Here is a 17,365-nt window from a genome sequence, read left to right on the forward strand (position 1 = left end):
ATATTATTTTCAAGAACCACAAACACCACAACTAGGATCCTTATGTAATTTAAGTTTACGCCACTGCATTTTGTGTGCATCTAGCAGCAATAGATAACCAAATTCTCCAAGATTTAAAATTACTTTTATCACCTCTAGTGCTTGAATACTTCCTATTATTCCAACTAGGGGTGCTATAATGCCGCTTTCACTACAAGTTTCTGCCTGTTCTTCTATATTGTCATATAAGCATTGATAGCATGGTCCATTTTTGTTATTAAATACTGCTACTTGCCCTCCCCAACGTAATGCCGCACCTGATACTAATGGTATGTCTTTCTCTATACAAACTTTATTCACCATAAAACGTGTAGCGAAATTATCGCTACAATCTACTACTACATCTACATTAAAATGTTCTAAACTCAGTTTTTGATTAATAGTAGTAATTTTTACATTAGGATTCAGTCTCTCTAATTTTTTTTTGGCTGAAATTACTTTGTCTTGCCCCAATTGGGTAGTATCATGTACAATTTGTCGTTGTAAGTTTGATAACTCGACTTGATCAAAATCAACTAATATCAAGTTACCAACACCAGCCGCCGCTAAATACATCGCGACTGGTGAACCTAAACCACCTACACCAACAATCAATACTTTTGAATCAAGCACCTAAACTAATTCCAACATTTTTTGCAGTTTCTACCCAATCATGATCTAATGGAATTATCTTGCGTTTACCAATTACTTCTTCTAATGGCACTGCTTCAACCTTGGTTCCTCTTATAGCCATCATTACACCATAATTTTCATTATTGATCATTTCAACACAAGCCGTGCCTAGTTGAGTTGCTAATAAACGATCTACTGCTGAAGGAGTTCCTCCTCTTTGTATATGCCCTAAAATATTATTTTTTATTTTCAACTGCAATAATTATATCATCATTAATATTTGCTGTTCTTTTTAAAATTATTTCCAAATAATCACTACCAATTTTTCGTCTTAAATTTTCTATATTATTTATTAATTCTTTATAATTATATTTGGATAAAACTAGTTTTCTTAATGTATATTTAGGTAGTGTTTTGTATCGCTTTATATCTTTTAATAGTGTATCAATAAACGATATAAGTGTTTTATTTAATTCTTCTTTATTTTGTTTCAGTAAATATTTTAAACTATTTATTGCTTTTTTCTCTAATGCAATTTCAGAACTTCCAGATTTATATTGAGGTTTATATTGCTTCACTTTTTCATAAGCTTTCCAAAATTGTTTACTCAATGGAAGTCTTTTTTGTTCATAAGAACATTTTACTAAATCAAATAATTCTTGGAATGTTTTTTCTGAAATTTTATTAGTTTCAGAATTGACAATTACAGAAAATAAAGCCATTCCCTTTTTTCTTAATACAACTGTATTATTTTCTCCAAATGCTTTGCTTGTTTTGGTTCGGTTTGGTAATTCTGTTATTCTTTCTACAACTTCTGGATGTTCTGCTTTAATTCTATTAAATTCATTTCTGACAATCGTTACTATATTCAAATCTTCGTTTTCATCCGAACTTGAATTGATTTTTTTGAATAAACCGCTTGCAGTAGGTTCTTCATCGGGATCAAATATTTTTGCATCTTCGCCTAGTGCATTATGAATTAAAAACATTTTTTGTGCTGCAATTTCTCTGATTTTTACTTGATTTGCACCTTGTTCGGTAGGAAAAAAGTTATGAATATACAGTTCATTAAATACTTTTGTTCCAATACGGTTTATACGACCAACCCGTTGAATTACTCTGGTAGGATTCCAAGGAATATCATAATTAATGATTAAACCAGCTCGGTTTAAGTTCACGCCTTCCGAAAGTTTATCGCTTGTAATCAAAACATCATAAGCGTCCATTTGTTGTTTGTATTTTGCATTGAAATTTGCATCTAATTCAACAGCAAATTTTTTGCTAATGTTGCCATCGCAAAATAGAACTCTAGCTGACAATTCTTTATCGAAATAATCTTTTAAATGACGAACAGTATCGGTATATTCAGTAAATAAAATGATTTTTCTTTTGGGATTATTTTCTTTACTTAAAACCTTTTTGACATTTTTTAAGACTGCTTTTCGTTTGGGATCATCATTAACCAAATTTAGTGTTTCAATTTGCCTCTTAATTTCCTCAAACAGAGCAATATCATTATCTATGTCTTTTAAAAAATGTTCTTTAAATGCAAATTTGTCTATTTCGTATATTGTTGTGTGTTTCGACGAGGTTTTAGCTTCGGCATTTTTTTTAAATTCTTCTAATGCTTCTTCAATAGCTTCCAGTGTAAAATCATCTTCATTGTAGATTGAGTCTATAACTTTACGGTCTAAAACATATTTACCTGAAATTTCAATAAAAGATTTAACCATTTTATGCGTTCGTAAAAAGCGTTCAATACTTTTATTAAATGCACCAAAAGAACTTTCAAATCGTTTTACTAACAATCTACGCATAAAATCGAATAAGTTGCGCTGTTGTTGATAGGTTCTGTTTTCTTGTTCGTCTTTTTTCTGTTTTATTTTGGCTTCATATTCAAAAGGTTTGTAAATAGCTCCTTTGAATTGTCCTTCTTCACTAAAATAATCTTTGATTATTCTGTCATAAAACGCCGATTGCTCTTTACTCAAATCATAGAATAATTCTATTGGGTCATTTACTTCTGAAAGGTTTTGTATTTCTTGTTTATATTCAAAATCACTTTTTAGATCTAATCGGTTTCGTCTGATAATAACCGGTGTAATAACATTTCTTATATCATTTGCTATTAAAGCTACATTGTCTTTTACAATAGAAATATCTATTGGTAGCTTAAGACCCAACATTTTAGTGTATAATTTTTCAGATTTTTGTTGTTTATCAGATTTGTGCGAGTTATAATTTTTTAGAATAAAAGCAAGGTTTTGAAATCTAAAATTATATGAATTAAATCTTCCTTCTAAATCTGGTTCAATGGTAATACTTGATTGTCCGGGAACCAGAAATAATTTCAGCAGTGAAAATATATCGGATGGCGAATTATTAAAAGGTGTGGCTGTTAATAAAATTACTTGTTTAGCTCTACAAATATCTGTTAATGCTTCATAGGCGGAAGTGTCTTGATTTCTGAATTTGTGCGCTTCATCTACAATTACCACTTGGTATTCCAAATTATTTTTACGGATTGATTCGGCTACTGCTTCAATGTTGCCTGAACTTTCAATATCCCAATCGTATAATTTGAATTTATTCCAATATTCCCACCAACCAGAATTTTCTTTTTTATCACCGATTAATCCGGGAGGGCAAAGAATTAATCCCCTTTTGCCTAATTGGTTTGCAATGAGTGAGGCGATAACTGATTTACCAAGACCAACCACATCAGCAATAATAACACCATTGTAAGTTTCAATTATGTTTAAGGCTTGATTAACTGCATCTAATTGATAGGTATATTTTTCAAAACAATTTGGTTCCAGAAGACGATCAATAAATGAATTTATTTTTTTATGTTCTTGTAAATCAATATATGTTTTTAAAATATAAGCATAAGCTTCGTAAGGTGTTATTAAGGAAGATTGGGTTTTATTTTTTAAGAAATCTATTATTAGTTTTTTACCGTTTTCGGCTTCGGTTATTGGTATAGCAGATTCCCAAAGTTGGTCAAAATAATTTTCTGCTGTGTCAAAACCGTAATCTCTAATTTCAACATTAAATTCTTCTTGTTTGTGCAAACCTGCTTTGGTTAGATTACTGCTACCAGTGATAATTTGCCCTTTGAGATTAAATAGATTTGGCTGTAATTTGAAGATATAAACTTTTGCGTGATTGGGGTTTAGTGTTTTTTTTATGATCAAACGATCTTCTTGGAGAAGCTTGATAAAAAATTCTATCTGTTTATAAAAATCTTCATTATCCATTTCAGAATTGTTGATAGCATAGCCGAGAGATTTTATAAATTGTGTAAAATGTTCTTGGTTGCTTAAATTATTTTTTTTATTTTCGACTTCAATAATATCTGATAGATATTTATCTATTTGTAAACCAACCAATATTTTTAATATGACATTGCTGTTTTCTTCAAGGCTGTTATAAATTTCCTGCCAACCTGAAAAATAAAAGAAACCCACCAAAAATTTTAGCTCATAGCTACCGCTTATCAGTTTTTGCAAGCGTTCTTTTAATGTGATAGTTTCTTGTGAGTTTGTTATGAAGTTGTTCATTAATTATTACTCTGCAACTAAACCTGACAGGTTTTAAAAACCTGTCAGGTTTAAAAAATTGACAATGTACTAGTTTCAATACTTAACAGTAGTTGAAAGCTCACTAAACACTTTTGGATGGCGCAAACAAACTTTAATTAACTTATCCATTGCAATGCTTTGAGAAACTTCCGCTCTTTCATATTTAGAAAAAGCATTTTTACCACCACCAAATATAATAGATGCTTGCTCTTGGGTTAAACCAAGTTTTACTCTAGCTTCATAAATTTCAGAAGAAGTAAGTAAGCCATCCGCAACTTTTTTTGCATCTCGAACTCTAGCATCATTATTCAAAATTTGCGGCTTGGAAATAAATTCCCGCCCACATTTGCAACAAATAGAAAACTCAACAGAAATATTGAGATCCTTACCTTTATAAGTAATCAACTCTTGTTCTTCTTTGTGTTCTATATTTGTAGATTTACAATATTTACATTTACTCATAAATTTCTCCCCAACTAGAATTGAGGCAAATGAAAAGAAGCTAAATCAATAACCAAACAATCATCAATTAAACAAAACTTCACATAAAGCTCATCAACTTTGTCATCATCAGCCTTAATGTATGAGCATATATATTCATCATCAGGTGGACACTTGTCATAGTGATGAGTTTTTCGGTATTCATTAGGTGTAAGTTTTGATAAACAATCAGCAATATCTTTAAGCTCATATCCTAGATTTGCTATATCTCGGAAAACTTTACGACCTCGATACTCTATGTTAAGTTGTTGAGCCGCAGCTTTTACATCTTTCAGTTTGTACTCAGCCATGCTCACTCCATATAACCATAATGGTTAGTCTAACTAATATTAGCATAAACTGAAAAGCAAAGCTTGATTTTACTTATTTTTACCGCTTCTTGGCTCATTATTTTTTATTGCCGTTAATAATTTGAACTACTTTTATGGTTCTGCGATGCAATAAAGATGAAATATAATTTCATCTTTATTGCAAAAATTGTAAAAATTTTTAATATACTCAGTTTTTGGTTCGTCAGTTTGGTGTGCTTCAAAAGGCTCGATTACTTCAGTTATTCTATCAGTTATATAACAATTGGCTTTTTTCATTTCCTCTTCAAAGTATAAATCGTAAACCAAACCGTCTATTACCGATTCAAACTTATCAGCTTCATTTTCTAAACCGTTTTCTTTGGCAAAAATAATTAAATCAACTAATTCTTCAAAGACTTTTTGTTTAGATAAAGGGATTTTAGGAATAGGTAGGTTCACAAAAAACACCTTTCTTAATTCCCTTGTACCTCCTTGTAACTCTGCAAAATCACGCTTTATAATATAATGATTTAATTTAGAATTAAGATAAGAAATAAATGGCAAATACTTTGTCATATTTGGATAAACAATCTTCTCTAACTGTAAAATTTGACTTGCCTGCTGTTATTGCTTCACAAGCAAGCTTAAACTTCAACAATATAAGTCAAGAAGTAAAAAAAATGTTTGCGTTATTTTTATATGAACATAAACAAATATCATTAAGTAAAGCTTGCGAATTAGGTGAATTTAGTCAATGGTAATTTTTTGATATGAATAAACAATTAGGTATTTCAATACCTTTTTCAAAGGAACAATAGAAACAAGATATGGATAGATTATCTGATGTCTAAACTTGTTATCGCAGATTCATCATGCTTAATTGCTTTAAGTAAAATTGGTCAATTAGATATTTTATGCAAGTTATTTGAACATATCATAATTCCAGATGCGGTTTATTATGAAGTCTAATTATTCGTTGTACTACTATTATTATTACAATCCACAAACACCACAACTAGGATCCTTATGTAATTTAAGTTTACGCCACTGCATTTTGTGTGCATCTAGCAGCAATAGATAACCAAATTCTCCAAGATTTAAAATTACTTTTATCACCTCTAGTGCTTGAATACTTCCTATTATTCCAACTAGGGGTGCTATAATGCCGCTTTCACTACAAGTTTCTGCCTGTTCTTCTATATTGTCATATAAGCATTGATAGCATGGTCCATTTTTATTATTAAATACTGCTACTTGCCCTCCCCAACGTAATGCCGCACCTGATACTAATGGTATGCCTTTCTCTATACAAACTTTATTCACCATAAAACGTGTAGCGAAATTATCGCTACAATCTACTACTACATCTACATTAAAATGTTCTAAACTCAGTTTTTGATTAATAGTCGTAATTTTTACATTAGGATTCAGTCTCTCTAATTTTTTTTTGGCTGAAATTACTTTGTCTTGCCCCAATTGGGTAGTATCATGTACAATTTGTCGTTGTAAGTTTGATAACTCGACTTGATCAAAATCAACCAATATCAAGTTACCAACACCAGCCGCTGCTAAATACATCGCTACTGGTGAACCTAAACCACCTACACCAACAATCAATACTTTTGAATCAAGCACCTAAACTAATTCCAACATTTTTTGCAGTTTCTACCCAATCATGATCTAATGGAATTATCTTGCGTTTACCAATTACTTCTTCTAATGGCACTGCTTCAACCTTGGTTCCTCTTATAGCCATCATTACACCATAAGTTTCACTATTGATCATTTCAGCACAAGCCGTGCCTAGTTGAGTTGCTAATAAACGATCTACTGCTGAAGGAGTTCCTCCTCTTTGTAGATGCCCTAAAATAGTAACTCGTGATTCTAAACCAGTTAGTTCTTCTAATTGTTCAGATATTTCTAAAGTATGATCTTTATCATCATCAAGTTCTTGTAATTTGGCTTTTGCCTCTTTTTTGTCTTCCTTATTAACTGCTTGCATTTTCATTTGCATTGCTTCTTCCATTATCATAGCCTTTTCCTTTGAAATAGCTCCCTCAGCAACCGCAACAATACTAAAATTTTTACCTTGACGACTGCGTTGACGAATAGCCGCTGCAACAGCATTAATATCATATGGAATTTCTGGAATCAAAATCACATTGGCACCGCCAGCAATTCCTGAACCTAATGCTAACCAACCAGTATTATGCCCCATGATACCAACTACAATAATACGATGATGACTATGTGCGGTGCTATGTAAACGATCTATCGCCTCGGTGGCAATGCCCAAGGCTGTATCATAACCAAAAGTAGTATCAGTCATCGCAATATCATTATCAATTGTTTTGGGTAATGTAATGATATTTAAACCTTTTTGTGCTAAACGATAAGCATTTTTTTGAGTACCACCACCGCCTAAACAAACCAATACATCCAAGTGATTTTTATGATAGGTTTCAACAATCGCATCTGTCATATCTAATACTTGATTTCCAATAGACATACGATGCGGTTTATCACGACTAGTACCTAAAAAAGTACCACCTAAAGTTAATAATCCAGATAAAGCTGCTTCATCTAAACGCACGCTTCGATTTTCGACTAAGCCACGAAAGCCATCTCGAAAACCTATCATTTGCATTGCTCCAAAACGCCCTAATGCCGTTTTACCAACTGCTCGAATCGCAGCATTAAGCCCGGGGCTATCACCACCTGCTGTTAATATTCCTATTGATTTTGCCATAAATTATTCCTTTACACTTTTGCATTTGATGTTGCAATTAATTTATTTTCTAAACGTTCCAAAGCTCTTTTTTCGCGTTCCAAGCCACCTTCTGCTTTTACCACGCGATTTCTCATATTAGAAGCCTCAGCTCTAATTGTTGTTAATTCTTGTTCAAGCCGTTTTATGATGTCTTTATAACCCTTTTCTTGAATTTCTAAACGCGCGGTTAAATTAGATACTTTCTTTTCTTGATCTAATTTACCTTTATTCTCAACTGCAATGCTAGATTTTTGATTTAATTGCTCAGCTTTTAAGGCTTTAATTTCATTCTCATATTTCTTATTGCCTTGTTTCATCTCCTCAACTAAAGCTTCAGCAACAGCAGCTTTTCTCTGTTCCAGTTTTAATTGTTTCCAAGTTTCATCTAATTCTTTTTTAACAGTAATGATATTTTTGTCTAAACGTTCATTATTATGTGAACTAACTGCCAACCGTTCATTGCTTTTAGTTAATTTAGTACGTACTTGCTCAAGATCATCCTCAACAATTTGTACACGTTTTTGCAAATTTTCTCCATGTTGACGTGCCGCTCCAAGTTGTTCTGTCAGGTGTTTTATTTCTTGTTCTTGTGTAACTAGTTTCTCTTGTAAGCCATGAATTTTATTTTCAAGGTTTTTTACTTCATTTTTGTCACGTTTTAGATCCACTCCTAATGATGTATTTTCTCTCTTTATAGTCTCAAGAACTTTTTTAGTAGCAGCAATTTGCTTATTCATGTCTGTAACTTTATCTAAAGCTTCTTGACGTTTTTGTAAGACTTCAGATTCTAATTTCTTATAGCGTTCTTTAACCGCTTTAATTTCATCTTGTGCAACATTTTGGGATGTTTGCCACAGAATTTGTAAAGACTCTGTAGCCATCTTTTGCAGTTGGTCAGGCACAACTTCAGGATTTTCTTCAATTTGAGATAAGTTAATTTGTAGAGACATATTTTTTAGTACCCTGTATGATTCTTGCTTTAAATCTTAATTTGGACATAAAAATGATAAAGAATAATATATTAATAAGTATATTAGTCTGTCTGAGTTTTTCAGTATGGGCTAATACTCCCCCTTCTTTAGAAATTTGGAAAGATTGGGTATTACATGAGACTGAAAATTATAATTGTACTATTAATTATAACCAATCCTCTAAGCCGATTTGTAATTGGCCATCACGTTTACATTTGCAAATAAATAGCACAGAAGCTGAATTTAGTCAACAATGGCAACTAGATAATGCTGGTTGGATTGTATTGCCGGGTAATAATAAACATTGGCCTACAAAAGTTCAAATCAATAGTAAAGATGCTATCGTTGCTGATCGTAAGGGTCAAGCTAGCGTCTTTGTTGCTAAAGGTGTATTTACTATCACTGGTAAATTTAATTGGATTCAGCCTCCTGAATATTTGCAAATTCCTGTCAATACAGGTTTAATAAATTTATCTATTAATAATCAATCTGTTAGTTTGCCCCTACTTGATAATAAGGGTAGGTTATGGCTTAATAAGCATAATAAAACCACTGATAACAGTTCACAGCAAAATCGTCTTGATATGCGCGTTTATCGTCGTATAATAGACGATATTCCTTTACAAGTCATCACTCAAATTGAATTAGATGTTGCTGGGCGGCATCGTGAGATTATACTAGATTCTGTGCTACTTGATAAGCACAAAGCGATGTCTTTAAATAGTTCCTTACCGGCTCGCTTAGAAACTGATGGTAATTTACGTGTACAAGTTCGCCCGGGTTCATGGACTTTAACTTTAAATTCACGTCAATTGGGTGTTACTAATACTTTGACAGCTCCAAATAAGCAAGAAATTTGGGTTTTTGAAGCTCGCAATGATTTACGCTTAGTTGAAATACGCGGCGTTACAGCTATTGATCCTCAACAAACCGCTTTACCTCCAGCATGGCGCAATTTTCCAGCATATCTTATGCAAAGTGGCAAAACTTTAGAAATCGTAGAAAAGCGACGCGGTGATCCAGAACCAGCACCTGATCAATTAAGATTAAAACGCGACTTTTGGTTAGATTTTGATGGTCAAGGTTATAGTGTTCAAGATCATATCAGCGGCACTATGCGACAAGGTTGGCGGTTAGAAGTTCTTGAACCGGCAATATTGGGGCGGGTTGCAGTTAATGGTCAAGATCAATTTATCACGCGCTTAACAGGAACTGGTGTCGAAGTACGACGTGGGCAAATAGATTTGGTTGGTGATAGTCGCCTAGAAAATGAGTTGAATGAATTACCAGCCGTGGGTTGGGCGCATGATTTTCAAAAAGTCAGTGCCAATTTACATTTACCACCGGGTTGGAGTTTGTTTAATGCTAGTGGTGTGGATAATGTTCCTAATACATGGTTAAAAAAATGGACTTTATTGGATTTATTTATTGTACTTATAATAGCAGCCGCTATTGGTAAGTTATGGCGTTGGTGGTGGGGTTTGTTAGCATTGGCTACTATGATATTAATTTATCATGAAACAAAAGCTCCTCAATTTGTTTGGTTAAATATTATAGCCGCTGTGGCTTTATTAAAGGTATTACCTACACTTGGTTGGTTTACTAGTTTGGTGCGTTTTTATCGTAATATGAGCATTATTGCCTTACTAATAATAGTATTACCATTTATGATGCAACAAGTGCGACAAAGTATATATCCTCAACTTGAGCGTCCAAATGCTCAATTAGAATATTCTAGTAGTTATAGTAGTCCAATAATAAATCAAAGTTATGATTATGAACGTAAAAAAGCACCAAGCAAAAAAATATTACAAATTGATCCTAATGCTCAAGTTCAAACAGGGCCCGGATTACCACAATGGGAATGGCGTACTATTAGTATGGATTGGAGTGGACCGGTGCAACAAGATCAATCAATTAAATTATGGTTAATATCACCTACAATGAATAGTTATTTAAGTATTATACGTGTTATATTATTAGCTATTTTTACAACATTTTTGCTATTTGTGGCTTTTAAAACACGTTTACCATCTGTAAAGCCTAATGGTGCTATTGTTAGTTTAATATTATTTATGGGCTTATTATCTTATTTGCCTATAAATACTTATGCTAATGACAGTTTTCCACCGCAATCAATGTTAAATGAGTTCAAACAACGCCTGTTAGAACCAGCAAAGTGTCTGCCTTATTGCGCTAATAGTCCACGTATGTTGTTAGAAATTAAGGATAATATCTTAACTGCTCGTATGGAAATACATAGTGAAACCGAGGTTGCAATACCATTACCCGGTTCAGCTAAGCAATGGCTAGCTCAACAAGTTTTATTAAATGGTGAACCTGCACAAGCTTTATTAAGAAAACATAATGGACAATTATGGTTAAAAGTCACAAAGGGTATTCATCAAGTACAATTTACTGGTGTTTTACCAAATCGTAATAGCGTCCAATTAGCATTACCATTAAAACCACATTTTGTAGAGGTGACTGAAGCTAGCGGTTGGCGCGTAGAAGGTGTGCATGAAAATGGTATTGCTGATCAACAGTTACAATTTAGCCGCGAAGATGATAAAAAACTAGTTGAATTAGAAATGGGTGAATTACCTCCATTCGTTCAGGTAGAACGGACTTTGTTGTTAGGTTTGGATTGGCAAATTGAAACTCGTGTGATTCGTAAAACTCCATTAGGCAGCGCGATTATATTAGAGGTTCCTTTATTAAAAGGAGAATCGGTAACTAGTGATAAAATTCGGGTAGAAAAATCTAAGGCTCTGATTAATTTGTCTCCATTTCAATCAGAAATACGTTGGCTATCTGTGTTTGATAAACAAGAAACAGTGACACTAACTGCACCAGAGGATCCTAATAGTTATGAAGTCTGGCGATTAGATGCGAGTGCAATTTGGCATGTTGATATAAAAGGCATAGCTGTTATACATCATCAAAACGATAGTGGACGTTGGCTACCACAATGGCAAGCATGGCCGGGAGAAAGTGTTAGTTTACATATCACTAGACCCAGCGGCGTTACTGGACAAGTTATAACTATTGATCGTAGCAAATTAATAATTAGCCCCGGACAACGCACTACAGACTACCAGTTAATATTAAGCTTACGTAGTAGTCGTGGAATGCAACATAAAATCACTTTACCGGAACAGGCGCAATTACAATCAGTAAAAATTAATCAAAAAACTCAAGCGATACGCCAAGAAGGACGTATTGTCACTTTGCCGATAACTCCGGGCAAGCAACACGTTGAATTAAGATTTCAACAAGCTATTGGTATTACAAATAAATTTAAAACTCCAAATGTTGATTTAGGTATAGAAAGCGTTAATACTAATATAGTATTGAAAATGCCACAAGATCGTTGGATACTATTTGTAGGCGGCAAACCAATAGGACCAGCTATAATGATTTGGGGATTAATTATAGTGATTGTGATCTTATCAATCGGCTTGGGACAAATAAAATTAACTCCATTAAAAACTCACCAATGGCTACTATTAGGAATAGTATTAAGTCAAGTACCGGTAGCAGTTATGTTAATAGTAATATGCTGGTTACTAGCATTAGGTTGGCGAGCCAAATTATCCCCTGAAACACCAGCTCTTAAATTTGACGCTATTCAAATAGCTTTGGTAATATTAACCATGATAGCTTTATCTATCCTACTAGTTGCTATTAAACAAGGTTTATTGGGACATCCGAACATGCACATAGCAGGCAATGGTTCAAGTGCTTACAGTCTAAATTGGTACCAAGATCGCACCAGCGGCAGTTTACCACAAGTATGGGTATATTCATGGTCAATGTGGTTCTATCGAATAGCGATGCTATTATGGGCATTATGGCTATCATTTGCATTATTACGCTGGCTACGTTGGGGTTGGGAAAGCTTTAGTGCTAATGGGCTTTGGAAGAGTTTGAGGAAGGAATAACTCGAAAGACCTGACAGGTCTGAGAGATTTTATTTTTCTAAAATATGATAAAATCTCTACTACAATTTAATGTAAAATTATCTCAATGAATAAAAAATTATTTGACATATTAGTATGCCCAGTAACAAAAGGGCCTTTGATTTATGATAAAAATAATAAGGAATTAATATCCAAAAGTTCACGTTTAGCTTATCCTATTGAAAATGATATTCCAGTCATGTTACCAGAAAAAGCACGTAAACTTAGTTTAGAAGAAGTTGAAAAATGAAAGTAAATATTTATAAATTAAACAGCATGTCACAAGCTGAAGTGGCTCAATTATTAAGACGTTCTGAAATTGATATTGAAAGTCTTCATGAAACCGTCAGACCAATTATCCAAGATGTCAAAGAAAAAGGTGATGCGGCAATAATTGAATATAATGCTAAATTTGATAAAGCTTCAATGACGGCTTCTCAATTAAAAGCTACTGAGGAAGAATTTGCCAAAGCTAGAGAAACTCTTGATCCATCAGTAAAAGAAGTAATTGAAATTTCAGCTAAAAATATCAGAAAATACCACGAAGCGCAAATGCCTGAAGAAATGTGGTTTACTCAAATAGACAATGGTATTTTGGCTGGTGAAAAAATCACTCCAATTACCTCAGCCGGGCTATATGTGCCACGTGGTAAAGGCGCATTTCCATCAGTGATGCTAATGTTAGGAATTCCAGCAACAATTGCTAAGGTGCCTGAACTTATTATCTGTACACCACCTACTGCTGATGGTGGTGCTGATGACGCTACTCTTTTTTCTGCTGAAGTCTGTGGCATCAAAAATGTTTATAAAGTAGGAGGTGCCCAAGCAATAGCTGCAATGGCTTATGGAACCGACACTATACCAAAAGTAAACAAAACACTAGGACCGGGAAGTAGTTATGTCTCCGCAGCAAAACGTTTACTTTATGGAAATATAGATGTAGGAACTCCAGCCGGTCCAAGCGAGTCAATTATTTTATGCGATGAAACAGTTGATCCAGCAATAGCGGCTTTAGATTTATTAATAGAAGCAGAACATGGTCCAGATTCTTGCGCCTTACTAGTAACACATTCCAAAGAACTAGCGGCACAAGTAGAAGCCTTATTACCAGACTTAATAAACGATTTACCCGAAGAACGGCAAAATTTTTGCAATACTGTATTATCAAATTATGGCGGCATAGTATTAACTGACGATTTAGAAGCATCAGTTCAGTTTGTGAACGATTTTGCACCAGAACATTTGGAAGTATTAGTTGAAGCACCTATGTCTATATTAAGTAAAATTGTAAATGCTGGAGAAATTTTACTTGGTCAATATAGCCCTATAACTATAGGTAATTTTGCTTTAGGAGTAAATGCAATTTTACCAACCGGCGGCTTTGCTAAAACATTTTCTTGTGTAACAGTTTTTGATTTCCTAAAACGTACATCTATAGGTTATGTAGATAAAGAAGGATATGATAGAATCAAAGACGTAGCACAAAAATTTGCCGAATATGAAGGCTTTGCCTCTCATGCAAATGCAATAGCAAAACGTAAACTTTAAAAAACTTTAGCTAAATGGTGGGTTTAGCTTCGCTGACTTCGTATCGCTTTCGCTCTACCCACCATTTCAAAAACCCAACAGGATAAAATCATGAAATTTCTAACTGTTTGTTTAGCTCTTCTAGCTTTATCAGCTTGTCAAGATGACAAAATCATCAAAATTAAATTTTCCCATATTGTTGCAGATAATACTCCAAAAGGTATCGGTGCCAAACGTTTTAAACAGCTAGTTGAGGAGCGTTTAAAAGGTAAAGTTGTTGTCGAAATTTATCCTAATGCTCAATTATATGATGATAATAAAGTCATGGAAGCTCTGTTATTAGGAGATGTACAATTAGCGGCTCCTTCATTAGCGAAATTTAAAAAATACACTAAAAAATTACAAGTTTTCGATTTACCTTTTCTATTTAAGGATATCCATGCAGTTGATAGGTTTCAAGCTGGAGAAGTTGGACAAAAATTACTCACTTCAATGGATAAATATGGTTATTTAGGTTTGACTTATTGGCATAATGGTATGAAGCAATTATCTGCGAATACAGCATTACGAATTCCAACTGATGCTAAAGGTTTAAAATTTCGGATTCAACAATCAGATGTAATACAAGCTCAATTTCAGGCTGTTGGTGCAAGCCCACAAAAATTAGCCTATACTGAAGTATATAATGCTTTACAAACTGGCGTTGTAGATGGTCAAGAAAATACTTGGTCAAATATTCGTTCCAAAAAATTCTATGAAGTACAAAAGTATTTTTCTGAAACTAATCATGGAATTATAGATTATTTAATTGTTACTAATGCTAAATTTTGGCGTGGTTTACCTGCTGATATACGCATCGAATTAGAAAAAATTCTTGTCGAAGTTGGAAAAGAAGTTAATCAATTAGCTCAAGAAATTGCGAAAAAAGATCGTCAAACTGTCATTGATTCTGGTAGAACCAAGGTTCTACAATTAACAGCAGATGAATTAGCACAATGGCGCACAGCAATGCAACCTGTATGGAAACAATTTGAAGATGACATTGGTAAAGAAGTAATTGAAGCAGCTAACAAAGACAATGTATCAAGATAAATTAAAACAATTTAAAAACCTTGAAAATTTAGCTGGTAAAGCTTGGGAACATGCTGTAGCAATAGACGTATTAGCAACAACGGATATTAAAGATTGCTCAATAGAATGTTTTCATTACCAGCAAATGATGGAATTGTTTTTTAAGCATATATTAGAAACCAAAAGTCAATTTGGTGCATATAGTAAAAGTCATAAATTGCAAAAACTATTAGAAGAAGTGATTGCAAATACACAGTTTAGAACAGATAAAAGCAAATATTTTATGGCACTACAGGTTATTACTGTTTGTGCTGATTTTTTAATTGACTGTGAAGGATATAAACAAAGTGTAATAATCTGCGATCAATTATTAGAAGAATTGATTAAATTTGAAGAAGGAAGATAGTACAACTTGTGTTTGTCGATTGGAAAATCCATTATAACACATAAACCTCCCTGATTAGAAATATTATTTAGTTGAATTTCAAGACAATGTAATTGTGCTACTTGCTGTACTATTGATAAGCCTAAACCACTACCCGGTATATTATGACATTCGCCACGATAAAAACGTTCAAATACTTGTTTTTGTAGTGTTAATGGAATTCCCGGTCCAGTATCTTTTATCATTAGGGTTAATTTATCAGCTTTGATATTTGATAAGGAAACAGTCACTTCTCCAGCTCTTGGTGTATAGCGAATGGCGTTATGTACTAAATTACATAACATAATAGATATGCTAGTGTGATGGGCTGATATTATATAAGATGTGGCAGTATTTTCTAAACCTAAATCAATATCTTTTTCTACTGCTGGTGGTGTCAATTCGCTAATTATATCTTTAATTACTATCAATATATCAAGCGATGTGGTAACTAAAGTTTGAGTGGCATCTAAACGAGCTAAATTTAATAGTTGAGTTACTAAGTGAGTCGCGCGATCTACTCCTATAAGGATTTGTTGTAAAGCTAGTTCGCGTTGTTGAGTATCAATAGCGCGTTGTGCCACTTGTGCTTGTATTTTTAAACCAGCTAATGGTGTGCGTAATTCATGAGCAGCATCGGCTGTAAAACGGCGTTCATTTTCAAATGCCTTGTTTAATCGAGTAAATAGTTCATTGATTGCTTTAGTTAATACTCTTACTTCAATTGGTATTTTCTTTAAGTCTAATGTTTGAAGTTGATTAGGAGTACGAGCTGCAATTTCATTTGCAACTGCTTGTAAAGGTTTTAAACTATGACTAATACTGATCCAAATTAAAACAGCTAACAATGGTAATGTTATTAGTAAAATCAACAAAGTGCTAAACATGATCTTACTGATTAATTCATCACGAATATTGTAACGTTCAGCAGTTTGTACGATAAATTCATCAGCTTTTCTGGTAAATACGCGCCATAAATAGCCATCTTCTGCCCAATAATTACTAAATGATGGTAATTGTGGAAATAATGGTGTGCCAGCGGAACGAATTAAAATATGCCCATCACTACTACGCACTAAAAATGCTAACTTATGCTCATATTGATGAGCAAATAGCGGTTGTTCAACAACTATCTTTTGTTTCTCACCAGTTATATACTGTTCTTCAATTTCATGTTGAATCAGCCCGAGTAAGATTTGTGCGCTTTGAGCTAAATTAGCATCAAATAATTCTTCTACTTCATATTGTGTATGAATATATATACGCCAACTAACTACACTCCATACGCCACATATGGCTAATATTAGTAAGATTAACAAACGTCTTTTAATTGAATTCTTCATTTTTTGACATAGATTTTGATTAAAGTATATAATAAACATGTCCCTAAATAAGAAACTTGATCAAAAATAATTTTATGTAGGGTGCATAAGCGATAGCGTCATGCACCGATTTGCACCGATTTGCAGCGATGGTGTATGACGCTATCGCTTATACACCCTACAATATATTAAAATTTTTTGTTATGGCTTATTAAGGGACAAGTCTAATAAATTAAATAAAATGGATGGAAACCACATATTTGTGGATCAGCAATGGAAATTAAATATAGAT

17 protein-coding genes are annotated in these 17,365 nt (G+C 33.3%); 7 read left to right on the top strand and 10 right to left on the bottom strand.

The window, feature by feature from the left end; all coding sequences use genetic code 11:
* Positions 1–9: 9 nt before the first annotated feature.
* The 6 genes from BHU68_RS08325 to BHU68_RS08350 all read right to left on the bottom strand — a co-directional run bounded on the left by BHU68_RS08325 (position 10) and on the right by BHU68_RS08350 (position 5,602).
* Positions 10–651, bottom strand: a complete 642-nt coding sequence (locus tag BHU68_RS08325) for a HesA/MoeB/ThiF family protein (RefSeq protein WP_069470304.1) — start codon at positions 649–651, stop codon at positions 10–12.
* Positions 644–904 carry a 6-phosphofructokinase gene (locus BHU68_RS08330; protein ID WP_069470303.1) on the bottom strand — a complete coding sequence of 87 codons (261 nt, stop codon included), beginning with the start codon at positions 902–904 and terminating at the stop codon, positions 644–646. The genes BHU68_RS08325 and BHU68_RS08330 overlap by 8 nt, the downstream gene beginning before the upstream one ends.
* The gene (locus BHU68_RS08335) at positions 888–4,214 is read right to left on the bottom strand and encodes a helicase-related protein (protein WP_069470302.1); all 3,327 of its coding nucleotides are present in this window, start codon (positions 4,212–4,214) and stop codon (positions 888–890) included. The genes BHU68_RS08330 and BHU68_RS08335 overlap by 17 nt, the downstream gene beginning before the upstream one ends.
* Positions 4,215–4,289: 75 nt before the next feature.
* Positions 4,290–4,697: a type II toxin-antitoxin system MqsA family antitoxin gene (locus tag BHU68_RS08340; RefSeq protein WP_069470301.1), complete on the bottom strand. Its 408-nt coding sequence runs from the start codon at positions 4,695–4,697 to the stop codon at positions 4,290–4,292.
* Between the two features lie 14 nt (positions 4,698–4,711).
* On the bottom strand, positions 4,712–5,026 hold the full coding sequence (locus tag BHU68_RS08345; RefSeq protein ID WP_083234932.1) for a type II toxin-antitoxin system MqsR family toxin: 315 nt from the start codon (positions 5,024–5,026) through the stop codon (positions 4,712–4,714).
* A 132-nt stretch (positions 5,027–5,158) separates the two neighbouring features.
* On the bottom strand, positions 5,159–5,602 hold the full coding sequence (locus BHU68_RS08350) for a hypothetical protein (RefSeq protein ID WP_141699964.1): 444 nt from the start codon (positions 5,600–5,602) through the stop codon (positions 5,159–5,161).
* Between BHU68_RS08350 and BHU68_RS08355 the strand changes: the two genes are divergently transcribed.
* Both BHU68_RS08355 and BHU68_RS18055 read left to right on the top strand, forming a co-directional pair.
* Positions 5,584–5,787 carry a UPF0175 family protein gene (locus tag BHU68_RS08355; protein WP_069470299.1) on the top strand — a complete coding sequence of 68 codons (204 nt, stop codon included), beginning with the start codon at positions 5,584–5,586 and terminating at the stop codon, positions 5,785–5,787. The genes BHU68_RS08350 and BHU68_RS08355 overlap by 19 nt on opposite strands.
* A gap of 82 nt (positions 5,788–5,869) precedes the next feature.
* Positions 5,870–5,995, top strand: a complete 126-nt coding sequence (locus tag BHU68_RS18055; RefSeq protein WP_256359154.1) for a hypothetical protein — start codon at positions 5,870–5,872, stop codon at positions 5,993–5,995.
* Between the two features lie 24 nt (positions 5,996–6,019).
* Here BHU68_RS18055 and BHU68_RS08360 read toward each other — a convergent pair whose 3' ends face one another.
* Genes BHU68_RS08360 through BHU68_RS08370 form a run of 3 tightly spaced genes read right to left on the bottom strand, consistent with a single transcriptional unit; the run spans position 6,020 to position 8,746 of the window.
* On the bottom strand, positions 6,020–6,661 hold the full coding sequence (locus BHU68_RS08360) for a HesA/MoeB/ThiF family protein (RefSeq protein WP_069470298.1): 642 nt from the start codon (positions 6,659–6,661) through the stop codon (positions 6,020–6,022).
* Complete coding sequence (locus BHU68_RS08365) at positions 6,654–7,775, bottom strand: 6-phosphofructokinase (RefSeq protein WP_069470297.1); 1,122 nt, start codon at positions 7,773–7,775, stop codon at positions 6,654–6,656. Before BHU68_RS08365 ends, BHU68_RS08360 begins: the two co-directional genes overlap by 8 nt.
* A gap of 11 nt (positions 7,776–7,786) precedes the next feature.
* Positions 7,787–8,746, bottom strand: a complete 960-nt coding sequence (locus BHU68_RS08370; RefSeq protein ID WP_069470296.1) for a hypothetical protein — start codon at positions 8,744–8,746, stop codon at positions 7,787–7,789.
* Positions 8,747–8,799: 53 nt separating this feature from the next.
* Between BHU68_RS08370 and BHU68_RS08375 the strand changes: the two genes are divergently transcribed.
* The 5 genes from BHU68_RS08375 (at position 8,800) to BHU68_RS08395 (ending at position 15,733) form a co-directional block, all read left to right on the top strand.
* Complete coding sequence (locus BHU68_RS08375; protein WP_069470295.1) at positions 8,800–12,711, top strand: hypothetical protein; 3,912 nt, start codon at positions 8,800–8,802, stop codon at positions 12,709–12,711.
* An 85-nt stretch (positions 12,712–12,796) separates the two neighbouring features.
* Positions 12,797–12,979, top strand: coding sequence for a Trm112 family protein (locus tag BHU68_RS08380; protein WP_069470294.1), 183 nt, complete (start codon positions 12,797–12,799; stop codon positions 12,977–12,979).
* On the top strand, positions 12,976–14,277 hold the full coding sequence (gene hisD / locus BHU68_RS08385; protein ID WP_069470293.1) for a histidinol dehydrogenase: 1,302 nt from the start codon (positions 12,976–12,978) through the stop codon (positions 14,275–14,277). The genes BHU68_RS08380 and hisD overlap by 4 nt, the downstream gene beginning before the upstream one ends.
* A gap of 90 nt (positions 14,278–14,367) precedes the next feature.
* Positions 14,368–15,348 carry a TRAP transporter substrate-binding protein gene (locus tag BHU68_RS08390; RefSeq protein ID WP_069470292.1) on the top strand — a complete coding sequence of 327 codons (981 nt, stop codon included), beginning with the start codon at positions 14,368–14,370 and terminating at the stop codon, positions 15,346–15,348.
* A complete protein-coding gene (locus tag BHU68_RS08395; RefSeq protein ID WP_069470291.1) occupies positions 15,335–15,733 on the top strand; it encodes a HEPN domain-containing protein in 399 nt (132 codons plus the stop codon). The genes BHU68_RS08390 and BHU68_RS08395 overlap by 14 nt, the downstream gene beginning before the upstream one ends.
* On the opposite strand, the gene BHU68_RS08400 is transcribed toward BHU68_RS08395, so the two are convergent.
* Positions 15,691–17,094 (bottom strand): ATP-binding protein, encoded by a 1,404-nt coding sequence (locus BHU68_RS08400; RefSeq protein WP_069470290.1) that lies wholly within the window; start codon positions 17,092–17,094, stop codon positions 15,691–15,693. The genes BHU68_RS08395 and BHU68_RS08400 overlap by 43 nt on opposite strands.
* Positions 17,095–17,365: the final 271 nt, after the last annotated feature.

The sequence above is a fragment of the Candidatus Marithrix sp. Canyon 246 genome, assembly GCF_001723685.1.
In the GTDB taxonomy this organism is placed as follows: domain Bacteria; phylum Pseudomonadota; class Gammaproteobacteria; order Beggiatoales; family Beggiatoaceae; genus Marithrix.